The organism is Clostridiales bacterium, from assembly GCA_030016385.1.
Taxonomy (GTDB): domain Bacteria; phylum Bacillota; class Clostridia; order Clostridiales; family Oxobacteraceae; genus JASEJN01.
This window is the reverse complement of record JASEJN010000015.1, coordinates 19980-37826: the sequence shown is the minus strand read 5'-3', so window position 1 is coordinate 37826 and position 17847 is coordinate 19980. Positions and strand designations below refer to the sequence as shown.

At 37.9% G+C, this 17847-nt stretch carries 15 protein-coding genes; 13 read left to right on the top strand and 2 right to left on the bottom strand.

The features are described 5' to 3' along the window. Positions 1-11 precede the first annotated feature (11 nt). From QME45_05465 to QME45_05405, 13 genes are all read left to right on the top strand, one after another. Entirely contained in the window at positions 12-956 is a 945-nt protein-coding gene (locus tag QME45_05465; protein MDI6618111.1) for a 1,4-beta-xylanase, read from the top strand. 18 nt (positions 957-974) lie between these two features. After that, positions 975-2297, top strand: a complete 1323-nt coding sequence (locus tag QME45_05460; GenBank protein MDI6618110.1) for a right-handed parallel beta-helix repeat-containing protein — start codon at positions 975-977, stop codon at positions 2295-2297. 97 nt (positions 2298-2394) lie between these two features. Further along, entirely contained in the window at positions 2395-3396 is a 1002-nt protein-coding gene (locus tag QME45_05455) for a uroporphyrinogen decarboxylase family protein (GenBank protein MDI6618109.1), read from the top strand. A 254-nt stretch (positions 3397-3650) separates the two neighbouring features. Beyond that, on the top strand, positions 3651-4850 hold the full coding sequence (locus tag QME45_05450) for an MFS transporter (protein ID MDI6618108.1): 1200 nt from the start codon (positions 3651-3653) through the stop codon (positions 4848-4850). A gap of 137 nt (positions 4851-4987) precedes the next feature. Beyond that, entirely contained in the window at positions 4988-5134 is a 147-nt protein-coding gene (locus QME45_05445; protein ID MDI6618107.1) for a hypothetical protein, read from the top strand. 9 nt (positions 5135-5143) lie between these two features. After that, a complete protein-coding gene (locus QME45_05440) occupies positions 5144-6232 on the top strand; it encodes an SNF2-related protein (GenBank protein MDI6618106.1) in 1089 nt (362 codons plus the stop codon). A 90-nt stretch (positions 6233-6322) separates the two neighbouring features. After that, positions 6323-6499: a hypothetical protein gene (locus QME45_05435; protein MDI6618105.1), complete on the top strand. Its 177-nt coding sequence runs from the start codon at positions 6323-6325 to the stop codon at positions 6497-6499. Between the two features lie 57 nt (positions 6500-6556). Beyond that, positions 6557-7159, top strand: a complete 603-nt coding sequence (locus tag QME45_05430; protein ID MDI6618104.1) for a hypothetical protein — start codon at positions 6557-6559, stop codon at positions 7157-7159. Further along, positions 7098-7376 carry a DUF4391 domain-containing protein gene (locus tag QME45_05425; GenBank protein MDI6618103.1) on the top strand — a complete coding sequence of 93 codons (279 nt, stop codon included), beginning with the start codon at positions 7098-7100 and terminating at the stop codon, positions 7374-7376. Before QME45_05430 ends, QME45_05425 begins: the two co-directional genes overlap by 62 nt. After that, complete coding sequence (locus QME45_05420; GenBank protein ID MDI6618102.1) at positions 7369-9264, top strand: site-specific DNA-methyltransferase; 1896 nt, start codon at positions 7369-7371, stop codon at positions 9262-9264. The genes QME45_05425 and QME45_05420 overlap by 8 nt, the downstream gene beginning before the upstream one ends. Positions 9265-9276: 12 nt before the next feature. Next, entirely contained in the window at positions 9277-12246 is a 2970-nt protein-coding gene (locus tag QME45_05415) for a DEAD/DEAH box helicase family protein (GenBank protein MDI6618101.1), read from the top strand. Positions 12247-12734: 488 nt separating this feature from the next. Further along, the gene (locus QME45_05410) at positions 12735-14051 is read left to right on the top strand and encodes an MFS transporter (GenBank protein MDI6618100.1); all 1317 of its coding nucleotides are present in this window, start codon (positions 12735-12737) and stop codon (positions 14049-14051) included. Between the two features lie 3 nt (positions 14052-14054). After that, positions 14055-14936: a polysaccharide deacetylase family protein gene (locus tag QME45_05405; protein MDI6618099.1), complete on the top strand. Its 882-nt coding sequence runs from the start codon at positions 14055-14057 to the stop codon at positions 14934-14936. Between the two features lie 3 nt (positions 14937-14939). Here the strand turns inward: QME45_05405 and QME45_05400 are convergent, their stop codons facing one another. Further along, positions 14940-16247, bottom strand: a complete 1308-nt coding sequence (locus QME45_05400) for a CehA/McbA family metallohydrolase (GenBank protein ID MDI6618098.1) — start codon at positions 16245-16247, stop codon at positions 14940-14942. A 166-nt stretch (positions 16248-16413) separates the two neighbouring features. Continuing rightward, the gene (locus QME45_05395; GenBank protein ID MDI6618097.1) at positions 16414-17832 is read right to left on the bottom strand and encodes an NCS2 family permease; all 1419 of its coding nucleotides are present in this window, start codon (positions 17830-17832) and stop codon (positions 16414-16416) included. Positions 17833-17847 lie beyond the last annotated feature (15 nt).

Here is a 17847-nt window from a genome sequence, read left to right as displayed (position 1 = left end):
GAGGAAAATATATGAACAGCATGTGGTATATAAAATCCTTTAACTTCACCTGCTGGAATGCAGCAAAAATTGATATGAGTGAAGCAAAGAGACAAATTGACGCTATGGTGGAAAAGTGTGCGGTAAATACTGTGAATTTTGCTTTGGGAGCGGTGCAGAAGCATACATACTCTACTGATATCGACTGGCAGGGGCCTCATATGATGAAGGACAGCGATTTGAAAGAGCTCATAAAATATTCAAAAGAAAAGGGTTTGAAGGTTATAGTCAAGCCTATGGTCAATACAACAGACGGGTATTGGAGAGCATATATCAGATTCTTTGACGAGGACGTGCCCTGTGAGCCTAAATGGAGCGACTGGTTTGCAAGCTATACGAAGTATATGCTTCATTATGCCAAGCTTTGCCAGGAATGTGGTGTAGCAATGATTATAATAGGCTGCGAGCTTGTAGGAACAGACCACCGCAGCGGCGAATGGAGAGGTCTTGTCTCTAGAATAAGGGAAAAATACAGCGGACTTCTCACCTACAACTGTGATAAATATCAAGAGCATAATGTTGCCTGGTGGGATGCGCTGGATGTTATTTCTTCTTCAGGCTACTACCCTATTAACGATTGGGATAACCAAATTAAAAGAATTCAAGCTGTCATAGATAAATACAACAAGCCTTTCTTCTTTTCGGAGGGAGGTTGTCCTTCAACAGAAGGAGCATCAAATGTGCCTAACGATTGGACTGTTATAGGAAAACGTCCGGTCAATCTCAAGGAGCAGGAAGAATATTTCAAGATGATGTTTGAAAAGTGTAAAAACATAAATGGACATTGCGGTTACTCAATCTGGGACTGGTCAGCGAACGGCAGACGTAAAAGCTTAATAGGCAATGATGGAGGCTATTGTGTAGAAGGAAAACCTGCCGAGAAAATTGTGAGGGATTTCTTTTCGTCTATAAATTAAAATATTGGAGGGATAAGAATGATATACTATGTTGCATTGAGCGGAAGCGATTTAAACTCTGGAAGCCTTGAAAGTCCCTGGGCTACTATCAAGCATGCGGCATCTGTACTTAAGGCCGGAGATACTTTGTACATAAGAGAGGGAGTATATAATATTTCCGAGCCTATAATGCCTAAAAACTCAGGCACCGAAGAAGAGATTATAACTTATTCGGCATATTTTAATGAAAAAGTGGTTATAGATGCTTATGCTATAAATTTTTATAAAGAAGAAGAGGAAAAATATCTTGCTGCAAGTACAGGAGCGATACATATAGAAAATCTAAAATATATATGTATAAGAAATTTAAAAGTTATAAATTCTCATGGTCAAGGAATTGCAATAAGAGATTCCAGCTATATTCAGGTAAATAACTGTACCACAGAAAACACATTTGCCTGCGGAATATCCATATGGGATACAGACAGTACCGCAACCCACAGCTGCTACAATCAAATTACAGGGAATACCGTTATAAAAGCGAATACTTGGAATATGATACCTGAGGGAATGAAAAGAGGGCCGGAGCCGCCTCATGAAGCTATAAGCATTGCCGGGGCCTCTTATTTTGAAGTAAGCTTTAATCATGTATACAATTGCGACAAAGAAGGCATCGATGTTAAAGAAGTAAGCAGGCATGGCAGGGTGCATCATAACTATGTGCATGACTTAGACAGACAGGGACTGTATGTGGATGCCTGGTTTGGAGTGCTTGAGGATGTTGAACTTTATGAGAACGTAGTAACAAACTGCCACGGTGCAGGAATAGCCTTATCTGCAGAAGGCGGCCCGATGATTAAGAATATAAAAATATATAATAATCTGGTATACAATAATCACGGTACGGGAATATTGTTTGGCACTTGGGGAGATAACGCTTTGAGAAAAAATATAAGCATATATAACAATATACTAGTACACAATGGCCATGGGACTCCGGAAAAAGGAATGGAATACTTTTGGATTACGGGAGGGCTTTGCATGCTGTCTGGCAATTTGGAGGATGTAAAAATTTATAACAATATATTCAGCGACAACAGTGGCTTCCAAATCGGCTATAGTGCGGCTTTCTTAAAAGAGGGGAAAAACATAGATGCGATATTAGAAAATAAAAGAATATTTATAAAAAGCAACATCATAAATGATAAAAATGAGACAAGATATCCTATTTATTCAGGCTGGCAAGGAAACTATACTTATTTATACAATATAAAAGGCAGCAATTATTCAGAAAAGGATCCTGAGTTAAAATTGAATACAAAATCAGATTTGGTGAGATGGATAAAAGCGGCTGAATGGTAAATATTCTATAGAGCGATATCCCTAAATCATGAGGTATGGATATAAATGTTTTGCAGGAGATGCTTGAAGCTGAATTTGATGAAAGGGAGAAATATATATGGAGAATCTAAGCAGGTTCAAAAAAGTTTTCAATTTTGAAGGAGTGGATAGGCTTCCTGTAATAGAGTGGGCTACCTGGTGGGATAAGACGATAGAGCGCTGGCGCCGTGAAGGATTGCCTGACAGTGTTGTAAGCGTGACCGATATAATGAAATATTTCGGGCTTGATGTACATAAGCAGTTTTGGCTTTCAGCCAGGGGGAGAACATGTCCTGCACCTCCAGCTTATGGGAAGGGCATTCTTAAAAGGATGGATATGGACAGCTATTTTGATATTAAAAAACATATGTATCATGATATTGAGGGCAATGTGATAGAAGAAGCCGAAAGATGGGCGGAAAAACAAAAAAATGGCGAGGCATTTATATGGATTACCCTTGATGGGTTCTTCTGGCATCCAAGAAATGTTATGGGCATAGAAGAGCACCTTTATGCTTTTTATGATCATCCTGAGTTAATGCATTCCATGAATAAGGATTTGGCAGAGTTTAATATTAGAGCGCTGGATGAATTTTGCAGGATATGTATTCCTGATTTTATGACATTTGCAGAAGACATGTCTTATAACAATGGGCCCATGATCTCAAAATCGATTTTTGATGAGTTTATAGCCCCATACTATAATAAAATTATTCCAAGGCTAAAGGAGTATGGCATTCCCGTTATTGTGGACTCTGACGGTGACATTACAAATATGATACCATGGTTTGAAAATGTTGGAGTAAATGGATTCCTTCCACTTGAAAAACGTGCCGGGATCGATGTGGTTGAAATTAGAAAAAACCATCCAAAGCTTAGGATGATAGGCGGTTTTGATAAAACTGTCATGCATCTTGGTGAGAATGCCATGCGCGAGGAATTTGAAAGATTGTTGCCGGTTATGAAACAGGGAGGATTCATCCCATCATGTGATCATCAGACGCCGCCGGATGTTTCCATTGAAAATTACAGAACATATATAAAACTGCTGCGTGAATATTGTGAAAGGGCGATGAGGTAGGTTGTTGTATATGGATGAAACATATCTTCCTCGTGGCGACATGCACTTTTTGAGAGAAAAGTGACTTGGGGCGGTTCAGTTTGATTTATATGATTGGAGGAGGCTTTGCCTCTTCTTTTTCTTTTGCCCGCAAAAATTATGCTCTATGAAAAATCATAAACATATTGTATAATCAAACATGTTGCTGGAAAATAGGGTAATTTCGATAGCCAAACAATGAGCATTAAAATTTAAATTGAATAGGACGGAAATTTATGAAATCTTTTATTAATCTTAATAAGAATATGAAGTTTTATCTTTCATCGCTCGCCATTTATTATTTTGCTATGAATTTATCTGGAATCTTTATAAACATATATTTATGGAAAGCCAGACATAACATAATTGATGTCGCATGGTATAACATGTATTATTCGTTTATTATTCCTATCGTATGTATTGCTGCCGGGTGGATCATCAAGCGTAAAAGTGCGGTTTTATCATACAGGATTGGAATTATCCTTGAAGTGTTTTTCTATATGCTGCTCTTATATTTGAAAACAGATTCTATAAAATATTTGTGGCTAATCGGAGGAATAAAAGGCATGTCCGCATCTTTATATGCTATGGGAATGCATACGATGATGTATGATTTTTCAAAGCAGGATGAGTATTCTATTATATTCAGTTATAACAGTATTTTTTCAAATGTTTCCGTACTAACTGCGCCTCTTATTACAGGAATCATACTTATGCTGATTCCATCACAGGCAGGATATAGCGTGGTGTTTTCATGTTCTGTTTTGCTTTATGCTGCGTCCATAATTATGACTTTGAAAATCCACGTCAATAATAAAGCGACTCCATATGAAATATCGGAATTATTTCGGGGAAAAGATAAGAGAAGGATGATGATGAACATTACGTATGGATTGACCGCTATGAAAGCCATCATCATATCATTCCTGATAAATCTTCTGCTGTATATTCAGACAAATAGTGAATTCAGTATTGGAGCATTTTCGTCCCTTGCAGGCATCTCTTCCATTTTAATTATATATATTATTGGAAGAAGGATTGATATAAAAAACAGATACGGCATTTTACAGTTTAGTACATTTGCTGTGGTGCTGTCAGTTGCAGGATTACTGTTTAAAATATCGACCCTGACAATTCTGTTTTATATAATACTCAGCTCAATGTTTGAATCCTTGATAGGCATAGTGCAGAACAGCATGTATTTTGAAGTGATAAAAAGCGATCAGAACAATGAAAAGTTCAGGGTCGAATACATAATCAATCGTGAGTTCCCGATTGCAGCAGGCAGAATCACCGGACTTTTGGCGTTTATACTGTTTAAGGGTATATTAAATAATTTGACACTGTTAAAAATAGTAATATTCATACTGGAAGCCAATTATATATGGGTATGGCTCATTTTAAAAAAATCCAATCCGGATAAACAAATGAACTAAATGGGACTAATAATAAAATTTATCTATATTTTCTAAAAGAGTTATTTTAAGAAGGCAGGCGTTTATAAAAAGTAAATTAACTTAATAGAAATATCTGCAGATAATTATGTTTAGAGTATTGCTAAGCAGATTATATTTTGGGTATCGATAATCCTCAGGAAGATATTGTAATGTATATGAAAAGAGAAAAAAAGTTAAGTGATGAAGATATTAAAGAAGTCCAAATGGTTATTAGCATGATGAATGAAGCAGTAATACTAAAGAACATGTTGGAAAGAATATAGGAGGTTTTTATGTTACCAATTCAGGAAATCAAAAAAATTGAGGAAAGGGCTTTTTATCAGCGTAAGGCACATGAATTGGGTGATGAATCCCCTATTGGGCTTAAAATATTTAGTATAATTGAAAACGCGTACAATTCATTCGTATTGCTATATCCTTTGAAAACGAAAAATGTTGCTGGATTTACAAGAAAGCAGGGAGAGTCGATTCAGATATTTGTAAACACAAATTTTAATGCAAATTATCAGGTTTTTGCAGCGGCGCATGAACTTTATCATTTGATAGATCTCAAACAAAATGATTCAAATAAGACTATAATATGCAACCGTAATAACATTTCAGAGAGCATGGATTATGAAATTCCTTATAAAACAATACTGAAGAGGTCTGTTGAATTAAAAATAATTGGAAATGCTGAATATGGAAAACTTGTTTGCTATGATAAACGGATGACTGAATATTACAGCATGCTGGATATGGAAATGTCAAAGCATGTTATTGAACTTGAAAAACCTAACAAAAGGAAGTATCATTCTTTAAATGTACCTAAAATGGCTTATGATGCATATAGAAATAATATTATTACAGTAAGCAAAATTAAAAGTATAATAGAAAAGTATGGAAAGACTCTAAAAGATTTTAAAATATGTGAACCTGAAATAAAACCAATAGATATAGATCTTTCGAAGTATAATATATTCGCTCAATATTTGGGCGAACTTACCGAAGATATGATTATAAAAACACGCACGGGTTTTAAGGACACAGCCATTTGGAATAAACTTTATGAATTTCAAAAAGACGGCGTTATGGGGGCAATTGATAAGATTGAAAAATATAATGGCTGCATTATTGCAGACAGCGTAGGCTTAGGGAAAACTTTTACAGCACTTGCCATTATAAAATATTATGAGCTTAGAAATGACAGGGTATTGGTGCTTGTGCCCAAGAAACTCCGTGATAACTGGACAATATATACTCAAAATGACAGGAGAAATATATTTGCCCAAGACAGATTCAATTATGATGTGCTTAATCATACGGATTTAAGTAGGCCAAGCGGTTACTTAGGTGAAATCAATCTGTCTACAGTAAACTGATCAAATTACGATCTTGTAGTTATCGATGAGAGCCACAATTTCAGGAACAATCCTCCTGTAAAAGGGAGGACTACAAGGTATGAGCGCTTGATGAATGACATCATTAAATCAGGTGTGAAGACAAAGGTTTTAATGCTTTCAGCTACGCCTGTAAACAACAGGATGAATGACATAAAAAATCAGATCGCTTTTATCACAGAAGGGCATGATGACGCCTTCAAAGATTCAGAGCTTTCAAGCATAGAAAATACGTTAAGAAAGGCTTAAGCAGTATATAATAAATGGATCCGGCTGCCTGAAAAGGAGCGTACGACAGATTGTTTTGTGGAAATGATGGATGGAGATTATTTTAAACTTCTTGATACTATTACTATAGCCCGTTCAAGAAAGCATATTGAAAAGTATTACAATATGGATGAAATCGGCAGATTTCCCAAGCGGCTGACTCCAATAAATAAATATCCTGAAATCGATGTTATGGGAGAATTTACTCCCATCAGCAAAATAAACAAACTAATAAAACGATTGAGTTTATGCGTATATTCCCCCTTAGGATATTTGTTGCCTGAAAAGCGAATGGAATATGAGAAAAAATATGATGTGGCAGTAGGAGCAAATCAGTCCGTATTCAGTCAGATAGACAGGGAGCAGAGTTTAGTAGGGCTCATGCGTGTGGGAATTTTAAAACGTTTGGAAAGCTCAATCAATTCCTTTGCGTTAACTGTTGAAAAAATTACAAATAAAATAAAAGATACTATAAAAATGATAGATGAGGGCCGATTTACATATGATCCTGAAATGAATATAAATGATATGGATATGGATGACAGTGAATTCGATAATTTAATGTTTGGAAACAATGAAAATGAGGTTTACAAACTATTATGCTCTTTACAGCGATATTGTGGATGCGATATGCATTTATAACGCAGAGTGCATGTTATGTAAATCAACAAACCTGTCCGCTGATAAGGCAAGAGAGTTTTTAAACGAGATGAATTGCATAGAAACTCAAATTGACACATTAAGAGCTTCCATTAAAAAAGAAGACCAGTTTAACCATAAAATGGAATTGAATATAAAAATAAAACGATTGGAAGAGGCCAAGAACAGACTTATTAAGGAGGCAGCATCAAATGAATGAGCATAAACTGGATGGGAAAACTCCTGACATGGCAGAAGAAAATATAGAAAGAATAAAAGCTATATTCCCTGATGTGTTTGAAGAAGGGAAAATCGATTTTGAAAAGCTCAAACAGGATCTGGGGGAATATGTGGACGATGATAATGAAAGGTATAACTTTACATGGAATGGAAAGGGAAGGACACTTCGTCTGGCGCAGACGCCTTCAACGGGAACGCTTCGTCCGTGCAAAGAGGAGAGCAAGGATTGGGATAAGACGCAGAATCTTTACATAGAAGGGGACAACCTTGAAGTATTGAAGCTTTTGCAAAAAAGCTATCATAGGAAGATTAAAATGATTTACATTGATCCCCCGTATAACACGGGGAATGATTTTATATATCCTGATAATTATAAAGATAATATTGAAAACTATAAGAAAATAACAGGACAGATAGATGGTGAGGGCAATTCTATAAGCACTAATAGTGAATCTAAAGGACGGTATCATACGGATTGGCTGAATATGATGTACCCGAGATTGAGGTTGGCAAGGAATTTGATTAGTGATGATGGAGTTATATTTGTGAGTATAGATGATAATGAACAAGACAACCTTAAAAGGGTATGCAATCAGATATTTGGTGAGGATAATTTTGTCGCAACTTTTCCATGGAGAAAGAGAACAGCAAAGTCAGATGTACCATTTGGAGTATCTCAGGATTATGAATGGGTTCTTTGTTATGCAAAGACAAATTCTTTCATCGCTTGCATAGTAGGAAATGAAAGAAAATATTATGTATCTCCGGACTTTCCTAACAGACCATGGAGAATTCATGATATGAGTCAACAAAAAAAAGCAAGTGAACGGCCGAATAGTTTTTTTGATATGGTAGACCCTAAAACAGGAAAAGTTTATAGGGCAAATCCTAACGCTGTTTGGAGAATCACTAAGGATACTTTTAAAGATTATTATAATCAAAATAGGATTGTTTTCCCTGATGATTATGATTTTCTCAATATATCTAAGCCTGTATTGCGGTATTTTAAGGAGGATGACGAAAAGAAATCAGGAGATTTGTTTGGGTATACAGTCGTTAGTACTAAATTCCCAGATACAATAGGATTTAATCAAGATGGAACTAAAGATTTAGAAGTTGTTTTTAATAATAAAATTTTTAATTTTCCTAAACCTGTTTCACTCATTAAGTTTTTAATAAGTATTTCAACAAATATAAGTAAAGATGCAATTATTCTCGATTTCTTTTCCGGCTCCTCTACCACTGCTCACGCTGTTATGCAATTAAATGCCGAGGATGGCGGCAATCGTAAGTTTATAATGGTGCAGCTTCCAGAGCCTTGTGACGAAAAAAGCGAAGCCTACAAGGCAGGTTATAAAAATATATGTGAGATAGGCAAAGAACGCATCCGCAGGGCAGGGGAGAAAATAAAAAAGGAGGCAGGCCTGACAGCACAAAATCTTGATATAGGATTTAAGGTGTTTAAACTTGACAGCTCCAATATTAAAAAATGGCAGCCTGATTATGATAATCTGGAAATAAGCCTTACTGATTACATAGACAATTATGTGGAAGAGCGCACTGAACTTGATGTGGTTTATGAAATCATGTTGAAGTGTGGGCTTGATTTGACATATAAAATCGATGAATATAATTTTGACAATCAAAAAGTATATTCTATAGGATACGGCGCGCTTATGATATGTCTTGACGATGATATCACCACGGCTGCAGCAAAAGGCATGGTTAAACTCAAGGACGAGTTAAAACCTGAAATCTGGAGAGTCGTATTTAAAGACAACGGATTCAAAGACGACAGCAGCAAGACAAATATAAAGGAAATATTAAAATCCGGCGGCCTTGATGAAGATTCATTTATTACTCTATAGGGGGAACGGAGATTGAAATTAAAATTTGATGCCAACTTAAAATATCAGGAGGATGCTGTCTTCTCTATCGTTGATATTTTTAAAGGCCAGACTCCAATGCAGTCGAACTTTACCGTATCGGCTTACAACGGTCAGGTAGGCCTTTTTGACAGTGAACATGGCGTAGGCAACAAACTGGAACTTGACGAGGAAGAAATACTGAAAAATCTACAGGAAGTTCAGCTTAGAAACGGACTTGAACAGACTAAAGTCCTGAAACCGAACCAATATGATTTTGATGTGGAAATGGAAACAGGAACAGGCAAGACTTATGTTTATACCCGGACCATATTTGAACTTCACAAGGCATATGGCTTTTCAAAGTTTATAATCGTCGTGCCAAGCATCGCCATAAAAGAAGGGGTTTTCAAGTCTTTCCAAATTACAGGCGAACATTTTAAGAACCTATATAATAACACGATATATGATTATTTTATTTATGACAGCAGCAAACTTGAGCAGGTCAGGAATTTTGCAGTGAGCGATAATATCGAAATCATGATAATAAATATTGATGCATTCAGGCGCAGTTTTGATGATATTACAAAAGAAAGCAAGGCAAATATAATCCACAGGCCCAATGACAAGCTTAACGGCATGAAGCCGATTGAGCTCATAGAGGAAACTCATCCCTTTGTAATAATAGATGAGCCTCAGTCTGTGGATACCACTTTAAAGTCCAAGGAAGCTATAAAATCATTGAATCCATTGTGCATCGTAAGGTATTCTGCAACCCTTGTGGAAAAGCATAATTTGGTGTATAAGCTTGATGCTGTAGACAGTTATCAGATGGGCCTTGTAAAACAGATAGAGGTGGCGGGTTTTGAATCGAAGGATTATCATAATAATGCTTATATGAAATTGATATCCGTAAACAATAAAAAGATGCCTATTACAGCTAAGATACAGATCGATAAGTATGATAAAAAAGGCAGGGTGCAGAGAAAATCCGTCACGGTTAAAAGCGGGGATGACCTGTATGAAAAGTCCGGGGGAAGAGACATTTATGAAGGCTATATAATAAATGAGATTTATTGTGAAAAGGATAATGAATATGTGAGCTTTACCAGCAAGCCGGATATACTCAGGATTGGGAAGGCCATTGGAGATATCGATGATCTGGAAATCAAGAATCAGCAAATAAAAAAAACTATTGAGGAGCATTTAGACAAGGAGCTTGTTCTCAATAAAAAAGGTATAAAAGTCCTCAGCCTGTTTTTTATAGACAGGGTGGCAAACTACCGTTATTATGACAAGGATGGCAATCCGCATAAAGGGATATATGCTCGGATGTTTGAAAAAAATTATAATGAGTTAATCAGGCGTCCTAAATACAATACGCTTTTCCACGACATAGATATAGATTCGCCTGCTGAGGGCGTACATAACGGTTATTTTGCTGTGGACAAAAAAGGAATATTGAAGGATACGAGCGGTAATACTGCTGCCGATGATGATGTATACAGCTTGATAATGAAAGATAAGGAGAGGCTTTTAAGCTTTAATTCCAAGCTGCGTTTTATTTTTTCCCATTCTGCACTTAGAGAAGGTTGGGACAATCCTAATGTCTTTCAAATATGTACATTGAATGAAACTCACAGCGAAGTAAAAAAGCGCCAGGAAATAGGCAGGGGCTTAAGGCTTTGCGTGAACCAAAATGGTGAACGCCAGTATGGATCAGATATAAATACGCTTACGGTCATGGCAAATGAGAGTTATGAAAGCTTTGCGGAAAATCTTCAGAAGGAATACGAAGATGACGAGGGAATCAAATTTGGAATGATTGAAAAATATTCTTTTGCCAATATATCTGTAAAAAAAGAGGATGGAAGCTATTCATATCTTGGACAGGCTGCCTCGGATAAAATTTATGAATGCTTTGAACAATACGGTTACATAGATGAAGATGGAAAAGTTCAGGAAAAGTTAAAAGCTGCTCTTAAGAATAATATACTTGAAGTTCCAAAAGAATTTGAGGAAGTGAAGGGATTGATTGCTGCAACATGTGAAAAGGCATGCAGTAAGATTAATATTAAAAATAGAGATGATAAAAGAAATATAAAATTGAATAAACAAATTTTTCTAAGCCCTGAATTTAAGGAACTCTGGGATAAAATCAAGTATAAGACCGTTTATTCTGTGAATTTTGACAGCGAAAAGCTGGTCAGGAAATGCTGCAGGGAAATGCAGTTAAACTTGAAGGTAAGTTCGGCAAAGCTCGTATATACAAAAGCAGATTTAAATATTGACACGGGCGGAGTAGATACAAAGGAAACGGATAGGACCACTGTTGAAGCGGTCAATATAAAAGAAAACCTTCCGGACATAATTGCTTTTTTGCAAAATAAGACAGATCTGACAAGAAGGACAATTGTGGAAATACTTATAAAAAGCAAGACCCTGTATCTTTTCAAAAAGAATCCCCAAAGGTATATGGAAGAGACAGGCCGCATTATTTCCGAACAGTTGAGGTCTATGATAGTGGATGGAATAAAATACACCAGGATAGGCGATAGTGATTATTATGCCCAGGAGCTTTTTGAAAATGAGGAACTCACAGGATATCTTTATAAGAATATGATAGAAAGCAAAAAGTCGGTATATCAATATGTAGTTTATGATTCGGAAAATGAGGAAAGTTTTGCTGAAAGCTTTGAAAATAATAAAAGCATAAAATTATACGTAAAACTGCCGGATTGGTTTAAGATACCGACTCCTATCGGCTCTTATAATCCTGATTGGGCGATATTGATTGAAAAGGACGGACAAGATAAGCTTTACTTTGTAATAGAAACCAAGGCGAATATATTCACCGAGGCACTGAGGCCTGTTGAAAGAGATAAAATACAATGCGGGCGCAAGCATTTTGAAGCGCTGAAGCAAGATGTGAAATTCAAAGAAATAGATAATTTTAATGCATTTATTGAGGATGCAGACCTGTAAAATTGGGGACGGTTAATAATAGATTGTAAATGGCAGACAATTTTAGCTTGTCCAAAAGATTAAATTGACTGTCCCCGTCAAGTGATCGAGCAGAAATGGCGTAATATGAGTGACGATTTAACAATGTTATTCTATTTGAAGGATATTTTGAAATAATATACAAATATACAGGCATAGAGATGATAATCATGGCGAAAACCAAAACTCAGGGACTCGATAAGCTATTTATTGATTGAGAAAATACATAGGAACCTTCCGAAAGATCAAAGTTTTCAGAAGACGGCATAATAAATGAGGATCTATGGGGGACAGTCAAAATTAATTGTTAAGATAATTTTACTTTCTCTTCATACAGAATATGGTATAATCATTGTATAAGAACCTTTTTCAAAGCTATTGACATTCCTCCGATTATTGAAGCATCCTGTTTAACAGAGGAGAAATGTCTTCTCCCTTCTGCAAAAAAATATTGAAAGGATGCGATTGTTATGGAACCTCAGGTGAAAAAGACCAGCCCCTTCCGCTATGCGATAGGGATGTTTGGGACATCTATACCTATTAATATGTTCAAAACTTTTTCAGCAATATTTTATGTGGATAAACTCGGACTCGATACTGCATCATATTCTTTAGTACTGTTTATATATACTTTTATAGATGCTGCTGACAACTCTATTTACGGATATCTTTCAGACAGGACAAGGACCAGATGGGGCAGGCGAAGGCCGTGGCTTGTGATAGGTGCACCGCTTCTTGGATTGAGTTTTTTAGCATTTTTTAATCCTCCCCAATTTCTTATCGCAAGCAACTGGCTTTTCATATACTTTTTTATAAGCTACATACTCACCGGTACGCTGGATTCTTTAGTGAATGCCAACTACGGAGCGCTGTTCCCAGAGTTATTTCCAAGCGATGCCGAGAGGGCTTCCACAAATGCAATGAGACAGGCATTCCAACTGGTGGCGATGGTCATAAGCATAGCCCTTACGCCGATGGTTGCAAGCAGGATTGGATATTCAACAACGGCTTTGTTGTATGGTATCCTCGGTGCATCAGTTATAATTTATTCAACCATCGGATGTCATGAAAATCCTCAATACCTTAAAAACGAAAAGCCGCAACTCTGGGATAGCATCAAATCACTGGCAAAAAACAAAAAATTTTGGATCGCAGGTTTTACCAATGCATTCTATAGCGCCACAATGTCCCTGGTAATGGCCGGCATTACTTTTTATACTAAATACGCATTGAAGATTAAAGACAGCCAGTCGACATATTTGCTGGGAACGGTCCTCTTTATCGCCATAGGCGCTGTTGCAATATGGGCGCAGCTGATAAAGAAGAAAACCCTTATTCCTGTATGGAGAGGGGCATTGATGGTACTGGGTATAGGTTTTATACCTCTTTATTTTGCAAATTCCCTTATAACCGCAATTATTGCAAGCTCCGTTGTAGGCTTTGGATTTGCAGGAGTTATCGCCACCATGGATCTTATAGGTGCGAGGATAATCGACGAGGATGCGCAGAAGTCAGGTACCCACAGGGAAGGTATATATTCAGGCGTGGGAGGTTTTATGAACAGGATGAACGGTCTTTTTACAAGTTTGGCATTCCTACTTGTAAACAGGCTGTATGGTTTTAAAAGCGGAAAAGTTCCAGGTCCCAATCCAGGCGCTGCCTCCAAATTTCTTTTAATTATTTTTCCTTTTATACTTATGGTAATAAGCTGCATATTTTCACGTTTTCTAAATTTCCCAGAAAAATCTATCAAGGAATCAAAAACATTAAAATCAAGAGAGGTGTAGATAATGTCGAACAGATATCTTATTGTAAATGCAGATGATTTTGGAGTGTGCAAGGAGACAAATGATGCTGTGGAGCACCTGTTCAATGAAGGCAGGATCACATCGACGACGGTTATGGCACCCAGCAGGGAGGCGAAGGATGCCGTACGCCGGGCGGTCAATAACAAAAAAGTAAATATGGGGCTTCACATCACGCTGAATTCAGATTATGAATATGAAAGGTGGAGAAGCATCGCTCCACCGAGTTCCGTATCATCCATCCTTGATGACAAGGGAAGATTATTTCATGATGTAAGTCTGTTTTACAAAGGGGCAAGGGGCGATGAGGTATCGACGGAAATAAATGCACAGTATGATTTTGTGACATCTTTAGGATATACCCTTGACCATGCAGACAGCCACTGCGGCACCGTATATGGTATTACCGGCAGGCCATTTTTAAAGGAAGCTTTTGAACTTTGCGTGAAATATCATCTGCCTTTCAGGTTTCCCAAAGGTGACGGATATATTAAAGAAATGTTTAAAGGCGGTGCCATACCATATGAAATAGATAAGGCCCATAAAATGGCTGCTGCTTTTGCTCAAAAGATGGGAGTGCACGTACTCTCCGATATGTTTACGAGCCAGTCCCGCGTCAGAGACCTGGGAAGCTATGAGAACCTGAAAAAATATTATATAAATGAAATTAGAAACATAAAAGAAGGTATAACCGAGATGTTTTTGCACCCATCGGGATTCAGCAAAGAGCATATGGAAGCTTCTCCTGAGTGGCGAAAGCGAATGTGGGAGTACCAATTTCTGATGGATGACGATTTTTTAAAGACAGTGCAGCAGGAAGGCATAAACCTTGTTTCCTGGAGCACTGCCCCATTTGATAAGTTTTAAATATTACTTTGAAAAGTAAATCGGGTTTGTAACAAGGCAAAGGAAAGGCGGAAGATTGGGCAGAAGTTTTCTATAAATTTCAGCCCGATAAAAAGCCGAATCCTTTGCTTCTATTTTAAAACTCATTTCGCCGGCCTGCGAAACATTGATTTCCTTTTCAATTCCCGATGAAGAATAAATCCTGATAATATCCCCTGCATTCAGAGATGAAAACGCAAATGAAATATCGAGGCCTTTTTCATATTTTACGGTATCACCTATAAAACCGTCATTGCATCGCATATCGACAGAAGGGGCCTGCGGCTGAAAGGTTATATACGAGCGGCCGTGCAGTATGGCATCTATTATATCAGTACGGCTCCTCGACATACTGTATACGCATGTCGTAGGACGCCCGATCATTCCGAAATTTTCGAACCTGTGAAAATCGCTTCCTCCTATAATTGGGATTTTCCTTCCCTGGCAAAGCTCATTGTGCCACCATCCTATGCACTGCATGTCACTTTGCTTTATTATGCCGTTCCAGGCTTCGATACAGTCATACTGTATATTATGAAGTCCCAACCTCCAGCTGCAGTTTTGGTCAAATGGGTGGTTTATGACTATTACTGCGCCATTTTTTCTGGCTTCGCTGAATATCTTCTGTACGCCTTCAATATCATTGGCATAATATTTTCCATAAAAAGCCCTTTCTACGCCGAGCATATTTGCATGGCCTTTAAAATGTGTCCACTCGACTCCCGGGATCACGGTCAGGTTTTTGCTGCTTCTTAGGGCAGGGTCATGGTAATAGTTGTTGTGATCTGTGATGAATATAAAATCGAGGTTGTTCGATATTGCAAGCTGCTCAATCACGTTCACCGGCAGTACGCCGTCGGAACCTGTGGTATGAACATGGCAATCTCCCTTGAGAAGCGTGCGCTCTTTAAATTCGAATGTTATTTCATATGTAACCTTTACGCCTTCGTCGTGGACTTTGTATGCGCCGACTATTATGTTCCATGTTCCTTCTTTCGTTTCAACGGGGGCATATCCGTCGGATGAATTGTATTCCGATACCCAAACATGGCTTCTGTCCGAGCCTGAAGAGCCGATAAATTCCCCTGCTCCGGACGACAGGGCAAGGTCGATGATGTTGATCTCCTCATTTTTTGTTACTCCATTTACAGCGGTGCTGCGGTGCCGTTCATAGCTGTACCTGATATCTATCCTCTGTACACCTTTTGGGGTTTGAAACGGTAGGTCGAAATAAAGCCCTTCCTTTTCCTTGCCAATTAAAATATCCATTTTTATGGTTTTCGTACATGGCATGATTATTATCGCTCCTTTCGGGATGTTTCCTGGATTTTACCTTTCCAAAAGCTTAAATGAAATGAACCGTTCCCCCTATACTTATATTATAATAATGCCGCGCTGAATTTCAACGCGGCATTATTATAATCATTTGAGTTGCTGAACGAATCAATGTTCTGTTTTCTTAGATAATCGAAAGAATTATAAAGTTCAATATAAAGAGCAGTGTGGCTACAAGCAATATCGGATGAATATCTTTAGTTTGCTTTTTGCAAATCTTGACGATACAGTAGAATATGAATCCTCCTGCTATACCATAGGAAATACTGTAGCAAAGAGCCATGAATATGCCTGCAAAGAAAGCCGGAATGGCTTCTTCCAAATCTGCCCACTTAATCTCTTTGAAAGATGAAAGCATCATGATGCCAACTACGATAAGAACCGGTGCGGTTGCAGCCGAGGGGACCAGACCCGCGATAGGTGCCAGGAAGATACATGCAACAAATAACAATGCGGTAACGACACTTGTTAAGCCCGTACGGCCGCCTGCACCTATTCCTGCCGCACTTTCAACATAGGTAGTTGTGTTTGATGTACCAAATAATGCTCCTATCGAAGTCGCGATTGCATCTGCAAAAAGAGCTTTATCCATTTTTGATTTAAATCCCGAACTGGTTTCCATGGCGATTTCATCTTCTTTGCTGAAGATTCCGCTTCTGCGGCCTGTGCCTATGAAAGTTCCGATTGTATCGAATGTATCCGACAGACTGAAAGAGAATATAGTCATTAAAACAAGAGGCAATTTAGAGATATCGCTGAAAAGTGAACCTATTCCCTTACTGGTGAAAATAACTCCGATAGTAGTGCCAAGCTGAGCAAAGGACTTGCCTATTCCGGTGGTTGCGCCTGCAGTTGTAACATCGACAACGCCCATAGGAATGCCGATCAATGTAGTCAGTATAATGCTGATCAAGATTGCTCCTCTCACTTTGAAAAGCAATAATGCAACGGTTATAACAAGTCCGATTAAGGCCAATATGACAGCGGGATTGTTAAATGCCACAAGCGCAGGTACCGCACTTGCGTCGGCAATAACGGTCCCGTCTTTTAAAATGGCATGTTTGCCGGGATCTGAAGTAAACTGTAAAAAGCCTGCGTTTTTGATGCCGATGTAAGCGATAAAAATACCGATTCCTCCGCCGATTGCATTTTGAAGGCTGACTGGAATCGATTTGATGATCGATTTACGAATCTTTGTCACGGTTATTATAATATTAATAATACCGCAGATAAAAACCATTGACAGAGCTTGCTGCCAGCTAAAACCCAGACCAAAACATACTGTATAAGTAAAGAAGGCGTTTAAACCCATGCCCGGAGCCTGTGCATATGGCACATTTGCAAAGAGTCCCATGACGAGAGTGCCTATTGTGGCTGCAATGATTGTCGCCAGGAAGACGCCGCCCCACGGTATGCCAGTTTGTGATAGTATTGCCGGATTGACAAATATGATGTATGACATCGCAAAGAATGTGGTAAAGCCTGCAATAATTTCAGTTGTCACATTTGTACCGTTTTCCTTTAGTTTGAAAAAGTTTTCCAATTATAAACCCCCCAT

Coding starts and splice junctions, on each gene's coding strand:
- QME45_05435 (MDI6618105.1), top strand. CDS start 6,323: ATGAATGACATCATTAAATCAGGTGTGAAGACAAAGGTTTTAATGCTT.
- QME45_05400 (MDI6618098.1), bottom strand. CDS start 16,247: ATGCCATGTACGAAAACCATAAAAATGGATATTTTAATTGGCAAGGAA.
- QME45_05410 (MDI6618100.1), top strand. CDS start 12,735: ATGGAACCTCAGGTGAAAAAGACCAGCCCCTTCCGCTATGCGATAGGG.
- QME45_05455 (MDI6618109.1), top strand. CDS start 2,395: ATGGAGAATCTAAGCAGGTTCAAAAAAGTTTTCAATTTTGAAGGAGTG.
- QME45_05420 (MDI6618102.1), top strand. CDS start 7,369: ATGAATGAGCATAAACTGGATGGGAAAACTCCTGACATGGCAGAAGAA.
- QME45_05440 (MDI6618106.1), top strand. CDS start 5,144: ATGTTACCAATTCAGGAAATCAAAAAAATTGAGGAAAGGGCTTTTTAT.
- QME45_05425 (MDI6618103.1), top strand. CDS start 7,098: ATGAGGTTTACAAACTATTATGCTCTTTACAGCGATATTGTGGATGCG.
- QME45_05465 (MDI6618111.1), top strand. CDS start 12: ATGAACAGCATGTGGTATATAAAATCCTTTAACTTCACCTGCTGGAAT.
- QME45_05405 (MDI6618099.1), top strand. CDS start 14,055: ATGTCGAACAGATATCTTATTGTAAATGCAGATGATTTTGGAGTGTGC.
- QME45_05460 (MDI6618110.1), top strand. CDS start 975: ATGATATACTATGTTGCATTGAGCGGAAGCGATTTAAACTCTGGAAGC.
- QME45_05450 (MDI6618108.1), top strand. CDS start 3,651: ATGAAATCTTTTATTAATCTTAATAAGAATATGAAGTTTTATCTTTCA.